The organism is Paenibacillus hamazuiensis (assembly GCF_023276405.1).
Classification (GTDB): domain Bacteria; phylum Bacillota; class Bacilli; order Paenibacillales; family NBRC-103111; genus Paenibacillus_AF; species Paenibacillus_AF hamazuiensis.
On the sequence record NZ_JALRMO010000001.1, the window covers coordinates 7,671,191 to 7,696,394 of the forward strand.

Genomic DNA, 25,204 nt, shown 5'->3' on the forward strand with positions numbered 1-25,204 from the left:
TAATAAATAATAATTGAACGGATGATTCAGGGGGGACCTATTATTTACATTTCCGTTTTTATTGACTATTCTTTACTTAGAGATCGGACTGTTACAGTTGGGGCTCCGTAAATGGGGAGGAGTTCGTGCATGTCGGATTTTAAAAAACGCTACGTTCGTGCGTTAACGGATTATGTGCAAAGCGGTAGTGAAAGCTGTGCATCGTACATTTCCACGCTGCTGCCATATTCAACAAATATGCTTCCGGAGCAATTAACGGCATTGCATGAGGATTGCATGCGGGTACTGATAGCCAACGTCGAGTCGACGGACGCACTCACCTATTACCATCGATCGTTCGTGTTTCTCATTGAGCTGATGGTGTCTTGTCGTCAACAGAGCGATGTGCCTCCGCCAAGCGACGCCTTGCTGAATGAGCTGCGCGAAATGCTGCTATCGTCACAGATCTCCTTTCAAAACGTCAAAAACAAATATGAAAACGTTCTTCAATATATGGACAGCGGCATCGCCATGTTCGACCGGGACGGCTACATCTCCTTTGCCAATATCAAATTCAGCCAAATCGTCGGGGCTCCGCGTAAAACGCTGCTCGGTCAGGATATGCGCGGACTGCTCAAAAACCGCCTGCTGACGATCGGCATAAAACGGCTCTTTTTGCGAATATATCACGAGATGTATAAACTGCGGGCGCCTTTTAAGGAGATTATCGACGAAAAAGGACGCCATTTGCTCGTTACGGCGATGTACGGAGAGGAATTTGACGGGGACATGCTGATCAGCGTCAAGGATGTGACCGAATTCCGCCGGATCGAGCAGTCTGCCTATCAGAACGACAAGCTGGCCATGCTCGGCAAAATTTCCGCTTCCATCGCGCATGAAATCCGCAACCCGCTGACATCGATACGCGGTTTCATTCAGCTGCTCCGTCCGGACCTCGCGGCGCTCGGCAAAGAGGAGTATGCGCGGATTATTTTACAGGAGATCGACAGGGCTAACGATATCATCTACGAGTTCCTGAGCTCCTCCAAGCCGACGGCGCCGATCAAGGAAAAAGTGCAGGTCGCCTCGCTCGTCCGGGAAATTTCCCTGCTTTACGAGAGCGAGGCGCTGCTGAACGGCTGCGTCATCGAAAGGTCGCCAATCGATCCCGGCATCATGATTGCCGTGGATGTGAAGCAGATCAAGCAGGTGCTGCTCAACATCGTGAAAAATGCGGTGGAGGAACTGAAGCGGCCCGATTCGGCCGAACACGGCCGCATTCGCATTACCGCCGGGCTGAAGGACGGCCAGGTGTTCATCGCCATCGCAGACAACGGGCGGGGCATCGATCCGGCTGTGCAGGCGCGGCTGTTCGATCCGTTTGTCAGCACGAAGTCGGAAGGGACAGGCCTCGGTCTTGCGGTATGCTACCGCATCGTCAAAAACCATGGCGGTACGATTCAAGTAGACAGCCGGGTTCAGCAGGGCACAACCTTTATCATTCATCTCCCTCATCCGGATGCATAAAACCGCAGAATTCCCCGCATGTTAAAAGCGGATCCATTATTTTCAAACATGCGGAGGTGTTTCACGGATGATGAACTACGGACAGCAAGCGGGGCAGCAGGTGATGCCGCAATCCGCCCAACCGCTGCAGCAGGCGGCTCAGGCCGTGCAGCAGGTCATTCAGGCGCAGCAGGCGATCGCACGGTCGGGACTGAGCAACTTCTCGCAGCAGATGATGCAGGCGAGCCAAACGCTGCAGCAAGCCGTGCAGCAGCTGCAAAACGCGCAAAACCAGATTCAGGTGCAAATGGACGCGCAGCAGCGCCAGCTGCAGCAAATTCAGCAGCAGGTGATGCAGGCGCTGCAGCAGTTCCAGGCAGCGGAGAAGCTGGCACAGCCGCAAGTCGGCGGCTACTCGTACCAGTAACGATCAGGCATCGGGCTTTCTAAGTCCGGTGCTTTTTTCTTTTTCGCAGATGGATGACTTATTAGGACAGATGTCTTATAATGGAGGAAAGCGTTATAGCGTTAAATCACGTATATGAAAAGGTGGGAATTCGTTCGGGCCGCGGGAGACTGAAGCCCATGCATTCACGCCTTTTTTAAATGGGGGCTCCCCCAAAAGTAATACCAAACGCTTGGATCGAAGCAATTCAAGAAGTTCATCCGTGTTTAATGATGAAGCGTTTGCTGCTTTAACGGTATTGGCTTCAAAGGTTCACGTCACCTTATGATGAACTTTGTTGCTGTACGGACTTGGGTGAGGAGGAGCAGGTTATGCGGTACAGAGAGTTTGGGAAGATTGGATACAAGGTGTCGTCTCTCGGGTTCGGGGCGATGAATTTGCCGGGAGTTCCGCTGGAGCAGGCTCGCGACGCGCTCAACTATGCGCTTGACCATGGAATCAACTACATCGATACCGCGGCAGGATACCGCAACAGCGAAGAGATCATCGGGGAAACGATTTCTCACCGGCGTTCGGAGTATTTTTTGGCGACGAAAACGAACAAGCGGGATTATAAGAGCGCGAAGGAAGAAATCGAACGCAGCCTGCAGCGGATGAAGACCGACTATGTCGATTTGCTGCAAATTCACTATGTGAACTATGTCAATGAATATAAGCAGGCGATGGATGAAGGAGGCGCTTACGAGGCGGCGCTGGAGGCGAAGAAGGCGGGAAAAGTGCGCCATATCGGCATTACCGGCCATCGCCCGGAGCTGCTTGCCAAATGGGTGCAGTCGGGTAAATTCGATCAGGTGCTGTTTCACTTGAATTTGGCGCAGCCGTTTGCACTGGATGAACTTATTCCCGAGCTCGTGCGGCAAAATATGGGACGAGTGGCGATGAAGCCGCTCTCCGGCGGGTTTATTCAGCCCGTCGACAAGGCGATTCGCTATCCGTACAGTCAGGACGTGCACGTGATCATTTCCGGTATGGTCAGCGTGGACGAAGTCAAGGAAAACATCGCGGCGATGGAGCGGGAAGTCGGGGACGAGGAACGCACCGAACTCGAGCAGCTCGCCAGACAGCTCGGAGAGCACAATTGCCGCCGCTGCAACTACTGCTCCTGCCCGATCGAGATCCGCATTCCGGACATTATGATCTCGAGTAAAATCCGCGAGCATTTCGGGCTGCTGCCGAAAGGGACCGGATTTTACGAGCGGCAGAAGGACAACATATTGTCGTGCGCCGATTACGAACCGTGCCGGGAGAAGCCGCTTTGCGAGCAGCAATGCCCGTACCATCTGCCGATGGCGACGGTTATCCGGGAGTCGGCCGGCTATTTCAAGGAAGCAAAGCCGTTTAAGGCGGTTAACCGTTAACGGATTGAAATATTCATGTTATAGCGGAGGATCACTCTTCATGCCTGTTAGAAAGAGCAGCACCGCTTTTGTCGTTACGGAAAACGAATCGATACCGGTGGTCGATGCGCATATCGTGTATATCGCCGAAGGGCAGGTGGAAGCCGCGGCCGCGCAGCTGCCGCAGCCGCTGGCGGACGAGCTCCTGAGCCTGAAGGAGCGAGGGCTGTTTGCCGCGAAGGCGGGGCAGACGGAGCTGCTGCCGGCCTTCGGGCTTGTCCCGAGCCGGTACGTGCTGTGCACCGGGCTCGGGGAGGCCGCGACGCCAGGCGCATTGCGCGCGGCGTCGGTGTATGCCGCGCGCGCGCTGCTCGCGCGGCAGCTTGGCCGCGCCGCCGTCCGCCTGGAAGGCGGCGGCGCGAACGATTGGCGCGACCGCACGCAGGCGGTCGCGGAGGGGCTGCTGCTCGGCGGATACCGGATGCCGGTATTCCGCCGGGCGCCGGAAGAAGCGACCGAGCTTCGCGAGGTCGCGCTGCTCGTGCCGCCGGGCGAGGCGGAGGCCCGCCGCGGCGCCGAAGATGGCCTCCGCCTCGCGCTGGCGGTGGCGGAGGGCGTAAACTATGCGCGCGACCTGACCAACCTCCCCGGCAACCGGCTGACGCCGGAGGGACTCGCCGAGGAGGCGCGCGCGCTGGCGAAGCAGCACGGGCTTGCGTGCACCGTGCTGGATGAGCGCGAGCTCGCCGCCCAAGGGATGGGCGGACTCGCGGCTGTCGGCGGGGGCAGCGACAACCCGCCGCGGATGATCGCGCTGCGCTATGACGGCGCAGCCGGAAGGCCCGGTGCCGACGTCATCGGCCTCGTCGGCAAGGGCATCACCTTCGATACCGGCGGCATTTCGCTGAAGAAGCCGGAAGGGATGGAGGAGATGATCAGCGACATGGGCGGAGCCGCCGTCGTACTCGGCGTGCTGCACGCCGTCTGCACGCTGCGGGTTCCCGTCAATCTCGTCCTGGTCATCCCCGCCGCCGAAAACATGCCTTCCGGCCGTGCGCTGAAGCCGGGCGACGTGATCACCTCGCTGAGCGGACATACGATCGAGGTGACCAACACCGACGCCGAAGGCCGCATCGTGCTGGCCGACGGCATCACGTACGCGAAGCGGCTCGGCGCGACGAAGCTGATCGACGTCGCGACGCTGACCGGCGCGGTGCTGGTGGCGCTCGCCGATGTGGCGACCGGCGCCGTCTCGAACGACGACGCCTTCCTCGGCGAGCTGCTCTCGGCGGCGAAGTCGGCCGGCGAGAAAGTATGGCCGTTCCCGAACTACCCGGAATACCACGAGATGCTGAAAAGCGATGTCGCTGATATCCGCAACGCGACCTCGCACCGCCATGCCGGCAGCATTACCGGCGGGCTATTTATCGGCTTTTTCGCCGGGGATACGCCATGGATTCATCTGGACACCGGCGGCACGGCCTGGCTGTGGGACGAAAAAGGCACCGAGCCCAAAGGGGGCACCGGTGCCATGGTACGAACGATCGTCCGCTATGTATGCGGAGAGCCCCTGTAAACGGGCTCTCTTTTTTGCATATGATGATTATAATGCCGCGCGCCGGCTCAGGCTTGAACGCCGCGGTTTTGGCTCTGCGCCGAAGCGGCGGTAGTGACGCCCGGGAGCTTGGCGATTTCCTCGACATCCTCCGCGCTGAGGATCAGGCGGTTAATATCATCGACCGTGTACGACATGCCCTGCGTCCGCTGGGCAAGGTTTGCCAGCTCGATGCCGACCCAGCCCGCTTTTTTCGGATGCGGCACCAGATCGAACTTCAGCACGGACAGCGAAGCGGTAATGTCGCGGGAAGGCGCTTTGGCGGAGCCGCTCTCCGCTGGAATGTCGTCCGTGCAAAAATACAGGCGGCGTTTGTTCCAGGCGATAAATCCGGGCTCAAACCCGATAACGATGCGGTCCGGTCCGCTTTCGTCGGCCGTTCGGGCCAACCAGACGTCCGGCTGGGAGTTTCCTTTTTTGATATATTGATTCGTTTTGATATCTGGCAAAAAAGGTACGATCAGCAGCGGGATGGCGCTGGCCGCGTACAGGAAATAAGACGATTCCTTATAAACGGCGAGCCCTATCAGCAGCGCAAACAGGCAAACGGACAGAAGCAAAAATATTCGATTCGACTTCGACATTATGTTTTCCCCCAGATGGCGTAGCAGGTAGTAGGTTTAGGTTAACAGTCCTATTCTATCATAAGCGTTCCTTCGTTTGAAGAGCCGTTGTCTGGAAGAGCGCTTTAATTGTCAAGCGGGTTTGGAAATTTTCGCATCAGGCTTTGAAGCGGGGTATAATAAAAGTAAATTTTATATAGGCAAGGAGTGATTGTGCATGATCTTCGGCAGGCAAAACACTGCTTCCTCCGTCACGAACGACCGTGTCCCCCCGGGGCAAACATTGACGGACGGCTTTCCGGTGCTGCATTACGGCAGCGTTCCGATCTACAAAGACATGAGCAAGTGGGATTTTCGCATTTTCGGCTTGGTGGAGGAGGAGAAAACTCTTAGCTACGACGACTTCATGTCGCTGCCGCATCGCGAATACCGCAACGATATTCACTGCGTGACGACGTGGTCGAAGCTGGACAACGTGTGGGAAGGCATCGCCGTGAGCGACGTGCTGCAGGGAGTAAAGCTGAAGCCGGAGGCCAAGTACGTGATGCTGCATGCGGAGCACGGTTGGACGACGAATCTGCCCTTGGAGGATTTCCAGCGAGAGACGTCCTTTTTCGGCATCAAGCACAACGGCCAACCGCTTACGCCGGAGCACGGGTATCCGGTCCGCATGGTTGTGCCGCACCTGTATTTCTGGAAAAGCGCGAAATGGATTCGCGGCGTCGAGTTTATGGAGAAGGATAAGCCGGGCTTCTGGGAGCGCAACGGCTACCACATGTACGGCGATCCTTTTAAAGAGCAGAGGTACGATTTTGACTGACCAGGCACAAGCTCCGTCCGTAGTAACCGGCATGCTGAACCTCCTGCGTGCCGGTTTTCCTTTTGCCGACGGCATTGACCGAGATCACTTCAAATTACCGAAAAAACGCCTTCTTATCGGCTTCATTTGCGTTCACGATTGCCTTCCTGGCGTCCGATAGAACTTCCGCTATCATTTCCCTTGTCATACGTTTGAACTCCCATGGGCATTGCAACAATAAGCCGCCAAAGTTCGCGGCTAAATCGCTACCGCTGTGTTAGTTGACCGTATATAAATAAAATAGACTAATAATTTGGTGCCCCTTGTGGTATACTTGATTCAAGAAATGCTTACAATGCAAAAGGAGCCGTGCAGCGAACACGACTCCCGATGCAATAGCCGCTTTTAAGGGCGGTAAGCTTGGTGTAGGTTAAGCAGCAAAATAGACCGCTACCTTTGCCCGGGGCGGTCTATTTCTTTTTCAGGTAGGCAAGCAGCGCCAGAATAAACATTCCGAACAGGAACATTAATTGCAACGCTTGAAATACCTCCATGGCATCACCTCCCTTCCGGGAGACTAGCCGACCGCCCTTGCAAGCCTATTCTATTGCCCTTCAATTATTACATATCGACAATCGACATAATAGCGAAAGGATCGCCTGTTCGGCGGACACGGATCGCGCAGCCGTGTCCGTCTGGGGGTGAAACATAATAGGGTGAGAGCTCAAAACCGTCACAATCCTCCTTCATGGATTGCCTCCCTGGACTATGCCGCTCTTGACTAGCTGATCAATCGTAATGCTCGATAATTCGTTCTCCATAGTCGCTTGTACTTTAGAGTAAACTCCATCCAGCAAATGCGGTATTTTGCTTCCTACCGGACAAGTCGGATTTGTATCTTGATGAATGATAAACAAATCTTGATTATTCTCTAAGGTTGCTCGATACACATCCAATAACGTGATTTGATTTGCCTGCTTGACAAGGGTGATAGCTGCATTTGTTCCGAGAGTAGATGTAATAAGCCCCGCTTTAGTAAGCTTTTGCATGATTCTTCTAATAACCGCCGAATTAGCGTTCACACTCATCGCAAGTAATTCGGAAGTGGTTCGATCATTTTTATTAAATTCAAGAAAACATAAAATATGAACGGCCACCGAGAACTGTTGGCTTCTATTTGCCATTGGCGAGTTCCTCCTTACTTAAAAATGACAAGTGTATGCAGTTAAACATATTTTTTAGTGTATTGATATTGGACAAGTAAATCAAATTTATAATAAAAAGGGACGGAAAAACTTGACATAAATTATTGGAATCGTTACATTATAAAAGTAACAGTAACTGTTACTAATACTAATAGAGGAGTGGTTTAAATGCAATATCGTGTTAACGGGGTAGAACTTCACGTTAAACAGAACGGACAAGGAGACCTCTCTCTTGTGTTTTTGCATTATTATGGCGGATCATTACGAACTTGGGGTAAAATTACTGATGTTCTGAAGGAAGAATATCACTGCATAGCTTATGACCAGCGCGGATGGGGGGATTCGGAAAAGTCGGCCGCTTCTTACACCATTAAGGATTTGGCTGATGATGCACAAGCGCTTATTCGGGAGCTCGGATTGAAACGCTATGTGATCATTGGTCATTCAATGGGCGGTAAAGCGGCACAGCTACTGGCTTCACGTCAGCCTGACGGACTGGAGGCATTGATTTTGGTTGCGCCATCCCCACCGACCCCTCAAGATATGCCTCAAGAAATGAGAAAGGCGATGGTTCATTTTTATGATAATCGTGAAGGTGCGGAAATTGCATTAAGCAATATTGCCTTACTTCCTCTTGAAGAGAATGTACGTGAGATGGTGCTCGAAGATATGCAAAAAAGTGCACCTATGGCTCGTGCGGCATGGCCTGAAATTGCAATGCTCGAAGATATATCTGCTGAAGTGATGCACATCGAAGTCCCTACGCTGGTGTTAGCCGGGGAATCTGATCCGGTAGATCGCTTGGAAACACTGAACAGTGAACTGCTGCCGCGCATACCTCAGGCAGAGCTGCGCGTCATTTCCCGAACAGGCCACCTTTCTCCCTTAGAAGCGCCTGATCAAATCAGTGCGGAAATCTCGAATTTTTTGGCCAAGCTTGAAATGAGTGGACTCAATCCCTCCAAAGAATAGGTTTATGCAGCGAAATAGACCGCTACCGTTGGCTGGGGCGGTCTATTTCTTTGTGTTCTTGGTAAGAAGCTCGATGATTTTCACGACCAGCGTAATGAATACAATAGTAAATGTTAAGATGATCACGACAATCCCCGGCACGAATCAGCGATATGATTTTGAGAGGTATTCATGCTTCAGAGATGCTATTGTTTTAACAGCTATTATGTCTACGGTCAGCAGGGGATCGTGGATGTGATAGCTGTTTTTATTATTTTGCCGGTATTCCAAGAACATACGTTTGCTGACAACTTGTTGGCGATAAGATGTTGTATATTTATGATAGATAACCAAGAGAAATGAACAGGAGGGATAAAATGGAATACATCGCCCATATACGGGGACGGGACAAACAGATTCAAAACGTAGAAGAGCATTTGGATGGAGTAAGAGTGTTGGCGGAGTTTTACGGGGATAAGATTGGCGTAAAGCATATAGCAGGTTTGGCGGGAATGCTTCATGACCTGGGCAAGTACACCAACGAATTTAGAGAGTACATCATAGCAGCGGTGAGTAATCCCGATTCTCCGCCGAAAAGAGGAAGTGTAGACCATTCGACAGCTGGCGGAAAGTTGTTATACGAGCATTATCATACGGGAGCACCTTCCAGGCTCGAATGGATTTTGGCCGAAATAGTAGGAAACGCGATCCTATCGCACCATTCCTATCTTCACGATTTCCTGAATCCGAATTTGGAATCGCCATACTTGAACAGGGTTCGGAAAACGCAGGAGCAATTGCCGGAGTTTGAATTTACAAAGCAGATCTTTTTTGAAAAAGTCATCAGTGAAACCGAATTTCAGCGATATGTTGTAAATGCATTGACTGAATTGGACGATTTTTTGAGTAAGCCGTTTGCCGGGAATTATGAAAGCAAGCTGATGTTTCTTGCCAAGTTTGTTTTTAGCGCTTTAATCGATGCCGATCGAACGAATACCAGACTATTTGAAGAAAATGTGAGCGACGAACCTGAACAAAATCGCAAAGAGCTGTTCGAGGCTTATTATGGGAAACTTTTAAAAAAAATCAACTCCTTTCATTCTCGAGACGATGCGAATACGCCGATTAATATGCTCAGGAGCGTTATGTCCGAACAATGTGACAAATTTGCGGAAAAGCCGTCCGGGATTTATACGTTATCGATTCCGACGGGCGGCGGCAAGACGTTGGCCAGCTTGAGATATGCGCTCAAGCATGCCCGTCTGCATCACAAGAAGCGCATCATCTATATAGTGCCTTTTACAACGATTATTGAGCAAAATGCCGAAGAGGTTCGCAAAATCTTAATGGACGACGAACATATTCTGGAGCATCACTCGAACGTCATCGATGATGCGAATGATAATGATGAGGACCAAGCCGGTATTATCAACACCCGGCAAAGATTAAAGCTGGCCAAGGACAACTGGGATTCCCCGATTATTTTTACGACGATGGTGCAGTTTTTGAATGTGTTTTACGCCAAAGGCAGCCGAAATATTCGGAGGCTTCATAACTTATGCGAGTCGGTCATCATATTCGACGAGGTACAGAAAGTCCCTGTTTCGTGTGTAACGTTATTTAATCAAGCGCTCAATTTTTTGAAGACGTACGGCCATTCCTGTCTCATTCTTTGCACGGCGACACAACCGGCACTCGATTTTGTCGAGAATAAACTGGAAATAAACCCGGACGCAGAAATCATTCATAATCTGGATCAAGTGATTGAAGCCTTTAAACGGGTGGAAATCATAGACAAAGCAACGGACGAGCCGTTTGACAGTGACAAGCTCGCCGAATTTATATCGGAGAAAATCGCAGATGTCCAGAGTGTACTTGTTATTTTGAATACAAAAACGGTTGTTAAAAGGCTATACGCTCTATTGGAGGGGGGCGATATCCCCATCTACCACTTAAGCACGTCGATGTGCGCGGCACATCGGAACCATATTCTGAAACAAGTTCGGGAACGCCTCGAGAATAGGGAGAAAGTCATATGTATCAGCACCCAACTGATCGAAGCCGGGGTCGATGTAAGCTTTGATTGTGTGATTCGCTCCTTGGCCGGACTCGATTCCGTTGCGCAAGCCGCCGGCAGATGCAACCGTCATGGGGAGCGGGGGATCCGGCAGGTTTATGTGATTGATTATGCGGAGGAGAATCTGGATCGTTTGCCGGAAATTAAAGTCGGGAAAAAAATCTCCAAGAAGATCCTCGTCGATCTCAAGCGGGATCCATCCCAACATGGCGGTAATATTTTATCTGCTCGCGCAATGGATAAGTATTTTAAGGAGTTTTATACGGAGTTCGGCACAAAGCTAAATTTTTTCATCCCGAAACTACAGAAGGACATGACAGAGTTGTTAACGTCCGACAGGAAACACAGCTCGTATAATCAAGCCTATAAGCATAGCAAGAATGAAAACTTGCCTTTATTTATCGTGAACAGTTACGGAACGGCGGCTGAATACTTTCACGTCATCGACGATCGGACAACCCCCGTTATTGTCCCTTATGGCGAAGAAGGTCGAGATATCATTGCGCAGCTAAATGGAAACGAAACTATGGAGGAACTTTCCCGAATGTTGCGGAAGGCTCAGCAATATACGATCAACCTGTTTCATTACGAACGGGAGTCGTTGATACAGAACGACGGGCTCGTAGGCCTGCTCGACGGGAAAATACTCGCCTTGAAGGAAAGTGCTTATAACGAGGAATTTGGCCTCGATCTTGAAAACGACAGCACGTTTGAATTGGGTATGTTTTAAACATGGGAAAGAAACCTATCTGTTTTGCGGATAGGTTTCCAATTCCACTTCATATACTATATTTTTCAATCCACGCTATGTTGAAATAGCGACTCTTTATTTTATCATGATCAAGAGCAAAAATAAAAATTCATATAATATATAAATGTGAAATAAAATTTTGTATTTACATACTTCCTGAAATGGTATATTATTCAAATATAGGGAATACAATTTTTGTCATAACTTGCTGAAAGGAGGTGAATCTATGCGGAATTCGATAGAGTTTGTCGTCTACGGCGACTATGCCCTGTTCACCGATCCGTTGACAAAACTCGGCGGGGAAAAGCTCAGTTACCAGGTTCCGACCTACCAAGCTCTTAAAGGGATTGTGGAATCTATTTACTGGAAACCAACGCTCATTTTTTATATCGATGCCGTGCGCGTTATGAATCCTATCCGTATGGAATCCAAAGGCATTCGTCCGATGGATTACGGCGGAGGGAACACACTTGCCAATTATACGTACCTTAGAGATGTGCGATATCAGGTTCGCGCTTACTTTGAATTCAACATGAATCGCCCGGACATGGCTTATGACCGCAACGAATTCAAGCATCATAACATCTTAAAGAGATCGCTCAAGGCCGGAGGTCGCAGGGACATTTTCCTCGGCGCCAGGGAATGCCAGGCTTATGTTGAGCCTTGTGTCTTTGGCGAAGGAGACGGCTTCTACAATAATTATGGCGATATTCATCTGGGCAGCATGATCCATGGCATCAACTATCCGGATGAAACGGGCAGGAACCAACTGGAAGTACGTTTATGGAATCCGGTTATGAAGAACGGCATTATCCAATTTATTAGACCTGAACAGTGTACACAAGTTCGTTTGATTACGGACATGGTGCCGAAGCATTTCGACCGTACCAATGTCATAACATCGGATGAACTGCTCGCACAACTGGAAGAGGGGGGGAATCCATGAGCTGGTTATTGAATTTGTATGAAACCTATGAAGCTAATGTAGACCTCGTCGGCAAAATTGAAACCAAGCATAACGATCAGGAATACACGCTGCTGCCTGTCTCCCATACAACGCAAAATGCACACATCGAAGTGGAGATTACGGAAGACGGCGAGTTTCATTCGGCGTCGGTCATCGACAAAAGCGACGCGAATACCATAATCCCGTGCACCGAAAACTCCGCGAGCCGCGCAGGCGCTGTCATTGCTCCTTATCCGCTGCATGACAAACTGAGCTATGTGGCAGGAGATTATGTTGCTTACGGTGGGGTCATCAAGAAGGAGGAGCCGTTTTCCTATTACATCAAGCAGCTGGAGCAATGGGCCGACTCACCTTATGCTGCCGCCAAGGTAAAGAGCATCTACCGTTATTTAAGCAAGGGGAGGCTCATTCAGGATTTAGTCGACTGCAAGATTTTATATGCGGACACCGAACATCGGCTTATCGACAAATGGGACAAACATGCGGAGGAGATGTACGGTGCAAGGCCGCCCATATTTTCCGTTGTGACCGGCGAGCTAACGAGCGCGTTCGTTCGGTTCAACGTCTACTCGTCCTCCGGTAATATTTTGACGAAAGTCTGGAAGGATCGGGAGATGTACGATTCTTTCATTCGCTTCTACAGCAGTCAGTTGGGGGACGAGGATCTGTGCTACGTCACTGGGAAAACGCTTCCTGCTACGGACAAGCATGCCAACAAAATCAGAAATGCGGCGGATAAAGCCAAATTAATATCGGCTAACGATACGAGCGGGTTTACGTTTCGCGGAAGGTTCCATCATAGCCATGAAGCGGCAAGCATCAGCTATGAGGTTTCCCAGAAAGCGCATAACGCGTTGAAGTGGCTCATTAACCGCCAAGCGAAAATCATCGATCAGCGAGTTTTCCTTGTATGGAGCAACGACGATCAGCATATTCCAAGTATCGATGAGGATCTTTATTCGATCGCTCCCATCCCTGCCGTTAAGGAGAAAATATCGTTTACGAATAAGGAATTTGCAAGCGAAGTCGCCAAGGCGATGGATGGATATCGAAACCGGCTGTCGAGTTCGTCCGGTGACAAGGTCAATATTTTAGTTCTGGATTCGGCAACAACCGGTCGCATGGCGGTGCTGTATTACCGGAATATGGACAAGGAGCTATACTTGGACAGACTGGTAGATTGGCACTCCACCTGCGTCTGGCTGCATCGCTATCGTAAGGATGACAACGGCGATGTTGTGCAGTTTTACGGAGCGCCGGCTACGAGGGACATCGCTTTTGCCGCATACGGTCCAAGAGCGAGTGACAAGATTGTCAAAGGGTTGATGGAGCGTATGCTGCCGTGCATTATCGATGGCCGCAACATTCCGTCAGATATCATATCGAGTTCTTTCCACCGTACGTCGAACCCGGAAGCCATGGACAGATGGGAATGGGAAAAGACGCTGAGCATTACGTGTGCCTTAATCAACAAAAAACTAAACTACAGACGGGAGGGATTCAATGTGGCATTAGATACAGAAAATAATGACCGCGATTATTTATTCGGCCGTTTGTTGGCTATTGCCGATGTATTGGAAAGACGCGCCTTAGGCGCTGACGAAACCCGGGCCACTAACGCCATTCGTTATATGAGTGCCTTCTCGAGGCATCCGGCAAGAACGTGGAAGACGATTCAGGATTGCTTGCAGCCGTACCAAGCCCGACTCGGAACAAAGGGAATCTATTTATCCAAAATCATTGACGAAGTAGCCTCGCGCATTCCGGCAGACAAATTTACGAACAAGCCGTTATCCGAAGTGTACTTGCTCGGCTTCTACAGCCAGCGGCATGAGCTCTATCAGAAGAAAGAAAATAACGATCCAGCGGAAACATCTATTTAAGAAGGAGAGATCGATATGGCCATTTTAGATCATAAAATCGATTTTGCAGTTGTATTATCGGTGACCAAAGCTAATCCGAACGGGGACCCTTTGAATGGCAATCGCCCGCGTCAAAATTACGATGGTCATGGCGAAATTTCGGACGTCGCGCTTAAACGGAAGATTAGAAACCGTCTGCAGGATATGGGCGAATCTATCTTTGTCCAATCCAATGACCGCAAATCGGATGCATATAATAGTTTAAGAGAGCGTGCGGACGCGAATGCCGAGCTGGAGAAGATTTTGAAGTCTAAAACAGTCTCAAGCGACGAATTTGCCAGAATTGCTTGCCAGGAATGGCTTGATGTCCGAAGCTTCGGCCAAGTGTTTGCATTTAAAGCGGACAAGGGAGCAGGTGTCTCTGTCGGAATTAGAGGCCCTGTATCTATCCATACTGCAACAAGCCTTGATCCGATCGATATTACCAGCATGCAAATTACGAAAAGCGTCAATTCCGAACCGGGTGCGTCAAGAGGTTCGGATACGATGGGAATGAAGCATCGCGTTGATTCGGGCGTTTACGTCTTTTATGGCAGCATCAATACGCAGTTGGCGGAAAAAACCGGATTTTCGAACGAAGACGCCGAAAAGGTGAAGAAAGCGCTTGTTTCCTTGTTCGAAAACGATGCATCGTCCGCCAGACCGGAAGGAAGCATGGAAGTTCACACAGTGTATTGGTGGGAGCATAGCTCCAAACTGGGGCAATACTCTTCTGCGAAGGTACACCGGTCATTAATCGTTGAAAGACTTGCCCCGGAACCTAAGTCGTTTGGAGATTACTCGTTTTCTGTTCTGCCCTTGGAAGGATTGAAGGTCGAGATTGTTAGTGGATTATAACGATGACGATAACTATTTAATGTTGTCCGGCATACAGCATTTTCAATTTTGTAAAAGACAGTGGGCTTTCATACATATTGAACAACAATGGGAAGAAAATGTCAAAACCATTGAGGGAGAATACCTGCATCGGAAAGCCGACCAGCCGTTTACGAGGGAGAAGCGCGGCGACAAACTTATCGTTCGCGCGATGCCTGTGAAGTCGGAGAACCTTAAAATAACGGGCGTATGCGATGTGGTCGAGTTTGTAAGAAACGAAGGCGGCGTTGAAATTAATGGTGCCGAAGGGAGATACATCGCATACCCGGTTGAATATAAACGCGGAAAACCGAAAACGAGCGATGAAGACATTTTACAATTAGCTGCACAAGCCCTCTGTCTGGAGGAAATGCTGCTGTGCGACATCGACGCAGGTTATCTGTTTTACAACGAGATCAAACATAGGGTTGAAGTTCCGCTAACGGCAGCTATTAAAGACAAAGTGAAGCTAATTGTCGCGGAAATGCATGACTATTTCAAACGTAGACATACGCCTAAAGTGAAAACCGGGCCTTTCTGCCGAAGCTGTTCCCTTCAAAACATTTGCTTGCCGGAGCTTATGAATAAACGGACGGTGAAGAGTTACGTGGAAGGGAAAATCAAAGAATGAAAAAGCTGCTGAATACGCTGTATATCACACAACCCGATGTTTATTTGTCGCTGGACGGCGATAATATCGTGGTGCTTAAGGAGCAGGAGAAGCTGGGCAGGCTGCCTCTGCATAACCTGGAATCGATTATCGCCTTTGGCTACACCGGTGCAAGCCCGGCATTAATGGGATATTGTGCAGAACGCAATATCTCGCTAGTATTTTACACGATGAACGGCAGGTTTCTTGCCAGAGTCATCGGGGAAAGCAAGGGCAACGTCGTCCTGAGAAAGAAGCAATATCAAGTATCGGAAGATGAGGTTCTGTCTGCGAAAATTGCCCGTAATTTTATTATCGGCAAAATTTTCAATCACAAATGGATCATAGAAAGAATGACCAGAGATTATCCTTTACGCATTGATGTCGCACAGTTCAAATCCATTTCGCAGCAGCTATCCGGTATCCTATTAGAAGTAAGATCGTGTGAAGATTTAGAAAGATTAAGAGGATTAGAGGGACAGGCGGCCGTTAGCTACAATAAACTGTTTGATTCCATGATCTTACAGCAAAAAGAAGATTTCTACTTTCACTCGCGTTCCCGCAGGCCGCCGCTCGATAACGTGAATGCGATGTTATCGTTCGCTTATTCGCTGCTGGCCAATGATATGGCAGCCGCGCTGGAAGGCGTCGGACTGGATGCATATGTTGGATTTTTGCATCGGGACCGGCCGGGACGCGCTTCTTTGGCGCTGGATATGATGGAAGAGCTTCGGGGAGTCTTTGCAGATAAGTTTGTGCTGTCGTTAATTAATAAGAAGATTGTGAGTAAAGAGGATTTTGTAAAAAAAGAGAACGGCTCTGTTATGATGAGGGATGAGGCTAGAAAGAAGTTTCTAGCCTCATGGCAAGATAGGAAGCAGGAGAAAATCACGCACCCCTACCTTGGCGAGAAGATCTCATGGGGATTAGTCCCTCATGCACAGGCATTATTGTTAGCCAGATATTTGCGTAATGATCTGGATGAGTATCCGCCATTCTTATGGAAGTAGACGGGGACTCGAGCAGTATCCCAAGCGGATGCACCGAACTTTTTACGGAAGTAGGTGGAGTGGGTGCTGGTATTGGTTACCTATGATGTTAGCACGGTTAGCAGTGCAGGGCAAAAAAGACTGCGTCAAGTCTCGAAAATATGCCTGAGTTACGGTCAACGTGTACAAAATTCGGTTTTTGAATGCGTTGTAGATGCTACGCAATATGCTATATTAAAATTAAAGCTTCTCGACATCATCGATCAAGATCAGGATAGCCTTCGGTTCTATCAATTGGGGAATAATTACAAGAATAAGGTGGAACATATTGGTGTGAAACAATCCTTTGATTTAGAAGGCCCATTGATATTGTAGTGCGAACAAAGCGGTGCGAATGTATAGCGTACATGGATTTACGGGGACATTCGCACCGAAGAAATGGATTAAAATTCCATTTTACTCGCGGTTTTTCTTAAGTTTATCCGAAAGTTTGTTGATATTGGTGCGATTTTTATCCTAAATATGTAATTTAAGGGGATTTTGGGTTAAAAATCGCTGTCGCATCCCTCACGGGATGTGTGGATTGAAATCTGCGTATACGCGTTAACCGTAACCGCGCCATGGTCGCATCCCTCACGGGATGTGTGGATTGAAATAACAAAAACTATGACGAATGGAAGGATGAAAACTGGTCGCATCCCTCACGGGATGTGTGGATTGAAATCCGGTTTTCTCGTTTAGGTATCCAATGATTTGCTCGTGTCGCATCCCTCACGGGATGTGTGGATTGAAATTTTGAGGACTCCGCCAGCGTGGCGACATACGGCCTCGTCGCATCCCTCACGGGATGTGTGGATTGAAATTTGATCCGTTGATGGTGCAGCCTCATCGTTTCACGGGTCGCATCCCTCACGGGATGTGTGGATTGAAATCGGCAATCCGGATGCGGATCGCAGCTCGTTTGGTCGCATCCCTCACGGGATGTGTGGATTGAAATATGATGCTGTCGCAGATGACGAGGGACAGCGAAAACGTCGCATCCCTCACGGGATGTGTGGATTGAAATGACCATGATAATATGTGATCTCGGGCGAGAGCTTCGTCGCATCCCTCACGGGATGTGTGGATTGAAATAACGAAATCCTTATCGGACTGTTGGCAAGGGCAAAGGGTCGCATCCCTCACGGGATGTGTGGATTGAAATAACGAAATCCTTATCGGACTGTTGGCAAGGGCAAAGGGTCGCATCCCTCACGGGATGTGTGGATTGAAATCTGCGGCAGCGGCAATGCCGCTTATTCCGGCCTGTCGCATCCCTCACGGGATGTGTGGATTGAAATTGCTACGGATAGCCCTTCCCGGCCCGCATAGAAGTCGCATCCCTCACGGGATGTGTGGATTGAAATACGCCACAGGACATTGTAGCCTCGTATGAGGCGCAGTCGCATCCCTCACGGGATGTGTGGATTGAAATAACGTTTCTCACGACGATTATCAACCGCTTGGTTATAGTCGCATCCCTCACGGGATGTGTGGATTGAAATTCCGGGCCGCAACCGGCTGATCTTCGAGGTCATGCGTCGCATCCCTCACGGGATGTGTGGATTGAAATCGTTGCCGCCTGCAATAAAAAAGGTACTGGAGCAGCGTCGCATCCCTCACGGGATGTGTGGATTGAAATTTGAGTCGAAGCGAGCGCTCGTATACCGGCAGCTTAGTCGCATCCCTCACGGGATGTGTGGATTGAAATGTATATTGACGCATAAAATGGCGTAGTGAAGCGGGTGTCGCATCCCTCACGGGATGTGTGGATTGAAATTTCGAGCTGCAAGTAGAACAGGCAGATGTTCCGCAGTCGCATCCCTCACGGGATGTGTGGATTGAAATTTGTGGCATAACGGCGAAATGGAGGGCAGCGCGAAGGGTCGCATCCCTCACGGGATGTGTGGATTGAAATACCTCGAAGAAGCCATTACGATTGAGGCGCGGCCCGTCGCATCCCTCACGGGATGTGTGGATTGAAATGTAATACTGCGCCAGCGTCTGCTTCCGAGCTTCAGTCGCATCCCTCACGGGATGTGTGGATTGAAATTCATATCGACAATGGAACAGATGCAGCATACGGCAGAGTCGCATCCCTCACGGGATGTGTGGATTGAAATGTGGAAAATCTGCGTCACGTTGAATTCTTGGCTGCGTCGCATCCCTCACGGGATGTGTGGATTGAAATTAGGGGCGGTGCTGCTGAAACCGGAATGTTTGGACGTCGCATCCCTCACGGGATGTGTGGATTGAAATCGCCGGAAACTCGCTACATCAGGGGTTTTCGGTGGTGTCGCATCCCTCACGGGATGTGTGGATTGAAATAACAGTGGGAATACGACCGCGTTGCCGTCGCCTTCGTCGCATCCCTCACGGGATGTGTGGATTGAAATTCATGCTCTACCGGGTTTGTGTAATCGACATTTCCGTCGCATCCCTCACGGGATGTGTGGATTGAAATGTCCACGCGCAGGGCGAGAAATTAGACGGCACGCCAGTCGCATCCCTCACGGGATGTGTGGATTGAAATGATTATGCCTATCACAAATTCGGCGTCTTTCGGATCAAGTCGCATCCCTCACGGGATGTGTGGATTGAAATTCACGCATGGTTCCCTATTGTCGCCGCAACGCAGGTCGCATCCCTCACGGGATGTGTGGATTGAAATTCGCAGGAAATGGGGGAAAACGAAATCAAAGACCGGTCGCATCCCTCACGGGATGTGTGGATTGAAATCGCAAAGTGCGCTCGATGCGATTTCGGCCGCGAAGTCGCATCCCTCACGGGATGTGTGGATTGAAATACTCGTCGATGGAAATAAGCCGCTCCTCGGCAGGTCGCATCCCTCACGGGATGTGTGGATTGAAATATTTTTTGCGTACCACTACCCATGCACTCCGTGCATGTCGCATCCCTCACGGGATGTGTGGATTGAAATCCGTTTGGGTCTTATTGACAGGGAAGGTAAAATGTCGCATCCCTCACGGGATGTGTGGATTGAAATATGTTGAGTTGCACTTTTCGGTCGATGGAAAGCAAGTCGCATCCCTCACGGGATGTGTGGATTGAAATTTAATGCGGCGGGCGCGGTCAAGGTGTCGCGGACGTCGCATCCCTCACGGGATGTGTGGATTGAAATGCTTGGTCGGCGATTGCGGCGGCGGTCGTACCGGTCGCATCCCTCACGGGATGTGTGGATTGAAATACGGAGAATATCCGAGACAGCGCGTTTATAAGCGTCGCATCCCTCACGGGATGTGTGGATTGAAATACTGCTTGCATAAGCCACTAGAACACACCCTCTGTCGCATCCCTCACGGGATGTGTGGATTGAAATATCGGGAAAGATCAGCGACCAAACCGCACAGATCGTCGCATCCCTCACGGGATGTGTGGATTGAAATGTCTGAACCATTTGAATATGACATTGAGAAAGAGGTCGCATCCCTCACGGGATGTGTGGATTGAAATTTCGAGCTGCAAGTAGAACAGGCAGATGTTCCGCAGTCGCATCCCTCACGGGATGTGTGGATTGAAATAGGGGTTTGTTGCCGATATGTTGGCAACAAATTCGTCGCATCCCTCACGGGATGTGTGGATTGAAATAACAAAGACCCGCGTGAAATTTTTTTTGAAGAAAAGTCGCATCCCTCACGGGATGTGTGGATTGAAATCGCGTCCACCGCTGCAAACGGTCAGCTCAATTACGGTCGCATCCCTCACGGGATGTGTGGATTGAAATGTCTGGCGTGTAAACGGCACCTCGACAACCTGCGAGAGTCGCATCCCTCACGGGATGTGTGGATTGAAATCTGGCGTAGGTCTCTATCTCACCTTAGCAGACGAGTCGCATCCCTCACGGGATGTGTGGATTGAAATAGACGAGAATATTCAAAAATGCCATACGCTAATAAGTCGCATCCCTCACGGGATGTGTGGATTGAAATTCAAGTGCCTTGTAGTCCGATTCCATGTCTCTCTCGTCGCATCCCTCACGGGATGTGTGGATTGAAATCCGGAATGGGTTTTGATGGTGTGATGGGCTATTCACGTCGCATCCCTCACGGGATGTGTGGATTGAAATAGTATCGTCACGCGCTTATTTAAGCGCGATGTCAGTCGCATCCCTCACGGGATGTGTGGATTGAAATTCGTCCAGCGCTACAAACCCTGTTTTCGTGCTTGGAGTCGCATCCCTCACGGGATGTGTGGATTGAAATGCTTCGAGCGCGGCAAACATCGTCAAGAACAACACGCGTCGCATCCCTCACGGGATGTGTGGATTGAAATCCCGATTCTCCGGCCGGATAGCGAATGAGCTCCTCGTCGCATCCCTCACGGGATGTGTGGATTGAAATGCGGTTTATGGTCACGAGACGGAGCTTTGGCCGGTCGCATCCCTCACGGGATGTGTGGATTGAAATCGCAGCAAACTTACCAAATGGGCCGGGATATGATCGTCGCATCCCTCACGGGATGTGTGGATTGAAATCGGGAAATGGAGCCGAAGGAGGCGGCGAGTGGTGAGTCGCATCCCTCACGGGATGTGTGGATTGAAATTGCTGTATCTGTGGTATCCATGTCTATCGGCGCATTCGCGTCGCATCCCTCACGGGATGTGTGGATTGAAATGCTGAATATTGAAGGAACCATGACCGGCAATCAAGTCGCATCCCTCACGGGATGTGTGGATTGAAATGGACCGATACCCGAAGGCCTGGTAATACGCCATAAAGTCGCATCCCTCACGGGATGTGTGGATTGAAATGTACAGGGCGTCGCTATTGCCATAGGCGCGGTAGGTCGCATCCCTCACGGGATGTGTGGATTGAAATGGGAAGAATAGGTAATCGTCGTTTCGTGGCTTGAGTCGCATCCCTCACGGGATGTGTGGATTGAAATAGGTGAAAGCACTTACAGTAGCCCCGGCGTTTATTGTCGCATCCCTCACGGGATGTGTGGATTGAAATTTACTGCGGACTTAAACGTTGAAAAGGGCGTCCAAGTCGCATCCCTCACGGGATGTGTGGATTGAAATATCGTGAATTTTTTGATTTATGCGACCACGTTAACGGTCGCATCCCTCACGGGATGTGTGGATTGAAATAGACGAGAGTAAGCCAGTCGATCAGCGGAGGGCGGGTCGCATCCCTCACGGGATGTGTGGATTGAAATAGACGAGAGTAAGCCAGTCGATCAGCGGAGGGCGGGTCGCATCCCTCACGGGATGTGTGGATTGAAATTCCTTTCGCTTTATCAACGGTTGCTGTCACGGGGTCGCATCCCTCACGGGATGTGTGGATTGAAATAGTGGGTACGCCTAAGGAGCGTAGGGTATTGTAGTCGCATCCCTCACGGGATGTGTGGATTGAAATTCCTCTCCGCGCATGGATGAGGACTCTGGCATAGGTCGCATCCCTCACGGGATGTGTGGATTGAAATTAATGTTCCAGCAACCTCGGCCAAACCCCATTCTCGTCGCATCCCTCACGGGATGTGTGGATTGAAATCGGCTGGTACCGGGCCAAATTCTTGCTCCGGGCTGGAGTCGCATCCCTCACGGGATGTGTGGATTGAAATGTTTAACTGGCGTATCGCTACAAAGCAGCAACTGCGTCGCATCCCTCACGGGATGTGTGGATTGAAATCAGATGTCCATATGTTACCTGCTGACCCGGTAAGCGTCGCATCCCTCACGGGATGTGTGGATTGAAATTTGAGGTAAGCGGAGATCGTGGCGGCCGGAGAAGCGTCGCATCCCTCACGGGATGTGTGGATTGAAATGATCACTTTTGAAAGCTCAGCATCGACAGCCTGCGTCGCATCCCTCACGGGATGTGTGGATTGAAATGTTTGCTCACTGGTTCGGTCATCTAGCTTGCCGAGTCGCATCCCTCACGGGATGTGTGGATTGAAATTTTAAAAATATACCGATCCCGCGGAAAGTACAGGTCGCATCCCTCACGGGATGTGTGGATTGAAATAGGATGTCGTCGATGATTTCGGCGGGCGACTTTGTCGCATCCCTCACGGGATGTGTGGATTGAAATATAAGGGCCTCCACCCACACCGGGTTGAGCTGCCCGTCGCATCCCTCACGGGATGTGTGGATTGAAATGATGTCCAGCGATGGAAATAGTTTGCGGTCAATTGTCGCATCCCTCACGGGATGTGTGGATTGAAATACCGGTACTGTCCGGTCGATCCGCTCCGGTAGCTCGTCGCATCCCTCACGGGATGTGTGGATTGAAATCCCGCATGGCTGAAAGGTTGACAAGGGAAACCACCGTCGCATCCCTCACGGGATGTGTGGATTGAAATGTCCGCTTCCGCGGCGGACTCATCAGGCAGATTGCGTCGCATCCCTCACGGGATGTGTGGATTGAAATCTCATCACCATCGCGCAGCGGAGTGTGGAAATCGTCGCATCCCTCACGGGATGTGTGGATTGAAATAGTCCAGCTATTCCGCGAGCCGGGCCGCGCTGCTCGTCGCATCCCTCACGGGATGTGTGGATTGAAATTACTTACAGCTCGAAGAACGCTGTTTGGTAGCTCGTCGCATCCCTCACGGGATGTGTGGATTGAAATCGATCCATCAAGGCGAGGTCATCGAAGCTATCCTGTCGCATCCCTCACGGGATGTGTGGATTGAAATAACACGTGTACGCCCCATACGCCTCAGTCGCGGCAGTCGCATCCCTCACGGGATGTGTGGATTGAAATATCTTACGCTTGAAGAGGTTAATCAGCCATGCGGTCGCATCCCTCACGGGATGTGTGGATTGAAATGATTGTGTTTCCGGAATTATCGCGCGGTAGTCGGTCGCATCCCTCACGGGATGTGTGGATTGAAATAAACCAAACGGTAAATTGCGGTACCATCATGAACGGTCGCATCCCTCACGGGATGTGTGGATTGAAATAATGGTAACCAAGCATGGGACGCATCCAAAATCCGCGTCGCATCCCTCACGGGATGTGTGGATTGAAATGCCGAGCCAAGAGACGCATCGGTAACTGACAACATTGTCGCATCCCTCACGGGATGTGTGGATTGAAATTTCGCTGCGTCAAGCCGTCTCTCGGCCTCCTTGTCGCATCCCTCACGGGATGTGTGGATTGAAATGGCTGTCCAGGGTCGCGTTCCAGCGTTTGCCGTCCGTCGCATCCCTCACGGGATGTGTGGATTGAAATCCGGCCTTTATATCGACGCCCGCGTACTTTACCGTCGCATCCCTCACGGGATGTGTGGATTGAAATTGTAGGGGGTGCGTCGTATATGACAATCATTGTAGGTCGTCGCATCCCTCACGGGATGTGTGGATTGAAATGCGAGTCGCATGAGAATATGGACGGCGTTTTAGGTCGCATCCCTCACGGGATGTGTGGATTGAAATCGTTTGCAGACGAGACGCAATTTAGCGGATACAAAGTCGCATCCCTCACGGGATGTGTGGATTGAAATCGGTGGGTAAGTTTTGGACTACCCTATGTACCCCTGTCGCATCCCTCACGGGATGTGTGGATTGAAATCTGCAAACACATGCAAGTTTCGTGGAATCGTGTCGTCGCATCCCTCACGGGATGTGTGGATTGAAATTGTCGCATCCATATTTTGTGTTTTCCAGCCTCCCAGTCGCATCCCTCACGGGATGTGTGGATTGAAATACCACTAACACCGCCTTTTAAAGTAAATCATATTATAGTCGCATCCCTCACGGGATGTGTGGATTGAAATCGACCTGTCAAAGACATAAAACCCTTGGACAAATCCGTCGCATCCCTCACGGGATGTGTGGATTGAAATCAGTGACAGACGCGGATACGCACGGTCTTTTAGGGTCGCATCCCTCACGGGATGTGTGGATTGAAATGCAGTAGCGAGTGCGGTCACCATCTCGGTCAACTTGGCGTCGCATCCCTCACGGGATGTGTGGATTGAAATCTCATCTATGTCAACCTCCTCCGGGATCAAAATTGTCGCATCCCTCACGGGATGTGTGGATTGAAATCGTCGTATACCGATATTCGCGACCAGCTGATCGCCGTCGCATCCCTCACGGGATGTGTGGATTGAAATCGCTATTACTGGCATGGGCCAGGCTGCATCAGGAGGTCACATCCCTCGCGGGATGTGTGGGTTGAAATGAACCTGCATTACACGCATTAACAGTGTGCTGCCGTCGCATCCCTCGCGGGATGTGTAGATTGAAATAACGTGATCCTGAACATGCTCGCTCAGGCCAGTGTCGCATCCCTTAGGGGCACGTAGAACTGCCGCTGAGTCGCCACTACATTAAAACAAATAATTGCCATGCGGTTAGAAGCCAAGGCCATCTGAATGTCATCGACAATAAAATGCAGCTTCATCTTCCCCCTGGGGCCTCTGCTTCAAAACCTGTCCTCCGCAAGCGGGTCAGCTTTGTAAGGACCACCGAGGGATAGGATTTTGGGTTTGAGATGGAATCGAGGGTCAAGATGAACTCATTACGCTCGCTCTTGATAACAACCTCGTTTTTATCAATTAAA

The 25,204-nt window shown here is 50.4% G+C and carries 16 protein-coding genes and 1 CRISPR repeat array; of the genes, 13 read left to right on the plus strand and 3 right to left on the minus strand.

Annotated elements, in window-relative coordinates:
- The first annotated feature begins 129 nt into the window (after nucleotides 1-129).
- From MYS68_RS33935 to MYS68_RS33950, 4 genes are all read left to right on the plus strand, one after another.
- The gene (locus MYS68_RS33935) at nucleotides 130-1,506 is read left to right on the plus strand and encodes an ATP-binding protein (protein ID WP_248929967.1); all 1,377 of its coding nucleotides are present in this window, start codon (nucleotides 130-132) and stop codon (nucleotides 1,504-1,506) included.
- A gap of 67 nt (nucleotides 1,507-1,573) precedes the next feature.
- On the plus strand, nucleotides 1,574-1,912 hold the full coding sequence (locus MYS68_RS33940) for a hypothetical protein (RefSeq protein WP_248929968.1): 339 nt from the start codon (nucleotides 1,574-1,576) through the stop codon (nucleotides 1,910-1,912).
- Between the two features lie 350 nt (nucleotides 1,913-2,262).
- Nucleotides 2,263-3,309, plus strand: a complete 1,047-nt coding sequence (locus MYS68_RS33945) for an aldo/keto reductase (protein WP_248929969.1) — start codon at nucleotides 2,263-2,265, stop codon at nucleotides 3,307-3,309.
- 40 nt (nucleotides 3,310-3,349) lie between these two features.
- Entirely contained in the window at nucleotides 3,350-4,864 is a 1,515-nt protein-coding gene (locus MYS68_RS33950) for a leucyl aminopeptidase (protein ID WP_248929970.1), read from the plus strand.
- A gap of 47 nt (nucleotides 4,865-4,911) precedes the next feature.
- Here MYS68_RS33950 and MYS68_RS33955 read toward each other — a convergent pair whose 3' ends face one another.
- Nucleotides 4,912-5,487 carry a hypothetical protein gene (locus MYS68_RS33955; protein WP_248929971.1) on the minus strand — a complete coding sequence of 192 codons (576 nt, stop codon included), beginning with the start codon at nucleotides 5,485-5,487 and terminating at the stop codon, nucleotides 4,912-4,914.
- A gap of 196 nt (nucleotides 5,488-5,683) precedes the next feature.
- Here MYS68_RS33955 and MYS68_RS33960 point away from each other — a divergent pair, with 196 nt between their 5' ends.
- Nucleotides 5,684-6,286, plus strand: a complete 603-nt coding sequence (locus MYS68_RS33960) for a sulfite oxidase-like oxidoreductase (RefSeq protein WP_248929972.1) — start codon at nucleotides 5,684-5,686, stop codon at nucleotides 6,284-6,286.
- Nucleotides 6,287-6,735: 449 nt separating this feature from the next.
- Here the strand turns inward: MYS68_RS33960 and MYS68_RS33965 are convergent, their stop codons facing one another.
- Nucleotides 6,736-6,819 (minus strand): putative holin-like toxin, encoded by an 84-nt coding sequence (locus tag MYS68_RS33965; RefSeq protein WP_156124776.1) that lies wholly within the window; start codon nucleotides 6,817-6,819, stop codon nucleotides 6,736-6,738.
- A gap of 192 nt (nucleotides 6,820-7,011) precedes the next feature.
- A complete protein-coding gene (locus MYS68_RS33970) occupies nucleotides 7,012-7,449 on the minus strand; it encodes an Rrf2 family transcriptional regulator (RefSeq protein ID WP_036715734.1) in 438 nt (145 codons plus the stop codon).
- A 189-nt stretch (nucleotides 7,450-7,638) separates the two neighbouring features.
- Between MYS68_RS33970 and MYS68_RS33975 the strand changes: the two genes are divergently transcribed.
- The 8 genes from MYS68_RS33975 to cas2 all read left to right on the plus strand — a co-directional run bounded on the left by MYS68_RS33975 (nucleotide 7,639) and on the right by cas2 (nucleotide 17,006).
- The gene (locus tag MYS68_RS33975; RefSeq protein ID WP_248929973.1) at nucleotides 7,639-8,442 is read left to right on the plus strand and encodes an alpha/beta fold hydrolase; all 804 of its coding nucleotides are present in this window, start codon (nucleotides 7,639-7,641) and stop codon (nucleotides 8,440-8,442) included.
- A 356-nt stretch (nucleotides 8,443-8,798) separates the two neighbouring features.
- Nucleotides 8,799-11,228 (plus strand): CRISPR-associated helicase Cas3', encoded by a 2,430-nt coding sequence (gene cas3, locus MYS68_RS33980; RefSeq protein ID WP_248929974.1) that lies wholly within the window; start codon nucleotides 8,799-8,801, stop codon nucleotides 11,226-11,228.
- Between the two features lie 247 nt (nucleotides 11,229-11,475).
- A complete protein-coding gene (gene cas5c, locus MYS68_RS33985) occupies nucleotides 11,476-12,195 on the plus strand; it encodes a type I-C CRISPR-associated protein Cas5c (RefSeq protein ID WP_248929975.1) in 720 nt (239 codons plus the stop codon).
- Nucleotides 12,192-14,099, plus strand: a complete 1,908-nt coding sequence (cas8c, locus tag MYS68_RS33990; RefSeq protein ID WP_248929976.1) for a type I-C CRISPR-associated protein Cas8c/Csd1 — start codon at nucleotides 12,192-12,194, stop codon at nucleotides 14,097-14,099. Before cas5c ends, cas8c begins: the two co-directional genes overlap by 4 nt.
- A gap of 15 nt (nucleotides 14,100-14,114) precedes the next feature.
- On the plus strand, nucleotides 14,115-14,975 hold the full coding sequence (gene cas7c, locus MYS68_RS33995) for a type I-C CRISPR-associated protein Cas7/Csd2 (RefSeq protein WP_248929977.1): 861 nt from the start codon (nucleotides 14,115-14,117) through the stop codon (nucleotides 14,973-14,975).
- Entirely contained in the window at nucleotides 14,965-15,624 is a 660-nt protein-coding gene (cas4, locus tag MYS68_RS34000) for a CRISPR-associated protein Cas4 (protein ID WP_248929978.1), read from the plus strand. Before cas7c ends, cas4 begins: the two co-directional genes overlap by 11 nt.
- The gene (cas1c, locus tag MYS68_RS34005; RefSeq protein WP_248929979.1) at nucleotides 15,621-16,652 is read left to right on the plus strand and encodes a type I-C CRISPR-associated endonuclease Cas1c; all 1,032 of its coding nucleotides are present in this window, start codon (nucleotides 15,621-15,623) and stop codon (nucleotides 16,650-16,652) included. Before cas4 ends, cas1c begins: the two co-directional genes overlap by 4 nt.
- Before the next feature lie 63 nt (nucleotides 16,653-16,715).
- Nucleotides 16,716-17,006, plus strand: coding sequence for a CRISPR-associated endonuclease Cas2 (gene cas2 / locus MYS68_RS34010; protein WP_248929980.1), 291 nt, complete (start codon nucleotides 16,716-16,718; stop codon nucleotides 17,004-17,006).
- Between the two features lie 182 nt (nucleotides 17,007-17,188).
- Nucleotides 17,189-24,890: a CRISPR direct-repeat array (repeat unit 33 nt; unit sequence GTCGCATCCCTCACGGGATGTGTGGATTGAAAT).
- Nucleotides 24,891-25,204 lie beyond the last annotated feature (314 nt).

Bases quoted from the DNA above. Each gene is read 5' to 3' on its own strand.
- MYS68_RS33935 (WP_248929967.1), top strand. From the start codon at position 130: ATGTCGGATTTTAAAAAACGCTACGTTCGTGCGTTAACGGATTATGTG.
- MYS68_RS33940 (WP_248929968.1), top strand. From the start codon at position 1,574: ATGATGAACTACGGACAGCAAGCGGGGCAGCAGGTGATGCCGCAATCC.
- MYS68_RS33945 (WP_248929969.1), top strand. From the start codon at position 2,263: ATGCGGTACAGAGAGTTTGGGAAGATTGGATACAAGGTGTCGTCTCTC.
- MYS68_RS33950 (WP_248929970.1), top strand. From the start codon at position 3,350: ATGCCTGTTAGAAAGAGCAGCACCGCTTTTGTCGTTACGGAAAACGAA.
- MYS68_RS33955 (WP_248929971.1), bottom strand. From the start codon at position 5,487: ATGTCGAAGTCGAATCGAATATTTTTGCTTCTGTCCGTTTGCCTGTTT.
- MYS68_RS33960 (WP_248929972.1), top strand. From the start codon at position 5,684: ATGATCTTCGGCAGGCAAAACACTGCTTCCTCCGTCACGAACGACCGT.
- MYS68_RS33965 (WP_156124776.1), bottom strand. From the start codon at position 6,819: ATGGAGGTATTTCAAGCGTTGCAATTAATGTTCCTGTTCGGAATGTTT.
- MYS68_RS33970 (WP_036715734.1), bottom strand. From the start codon at position 7,449: ATGGCAAATAGAAGCCAACAGTTCTCGGTGGCCGTTCATATTTTATGT.
- MYS68_RS33975 (WP_248929973.1), top strand. From the start codon at position 7,639: ATGCAATATCGTGTTAACGGGGTAGAACTTCACGTTAAACAGAACGGA.
- cas3 (WP_248929974.1), top strand. From the start codon at position 8,799: ATGGAATACATCGCCCATATACGGGGACGGGACAAACAGATTCAAAAC.
- cas5c (WP_248929975.1), top strand. From the start codon at position 11,476: ATGCGGAATTCGATAGAGTTTGTCGTCTACGGCGACTATGCCCTGTTC.
- cas8c (WP_248929976.1), top strand. From the start codon at position 12,192: ATGAGCTGGTTATTGAATTTGTATGAAACCTATGAAGCTAATGTAGAC.
- cas7c (WP_248929977.1), top strand. From the start codon at position 14,115: ATGGCCATTTTAGATCATAAAATCGATTTTGCAGTTGTATTATCGGTG.
- cas1c (WP_248929979.1), top strand. From the start codon at position 15,621: ATGAAAAAGCTGCTGAATACGCTGTATATCACACAACCCGATGTTTAT.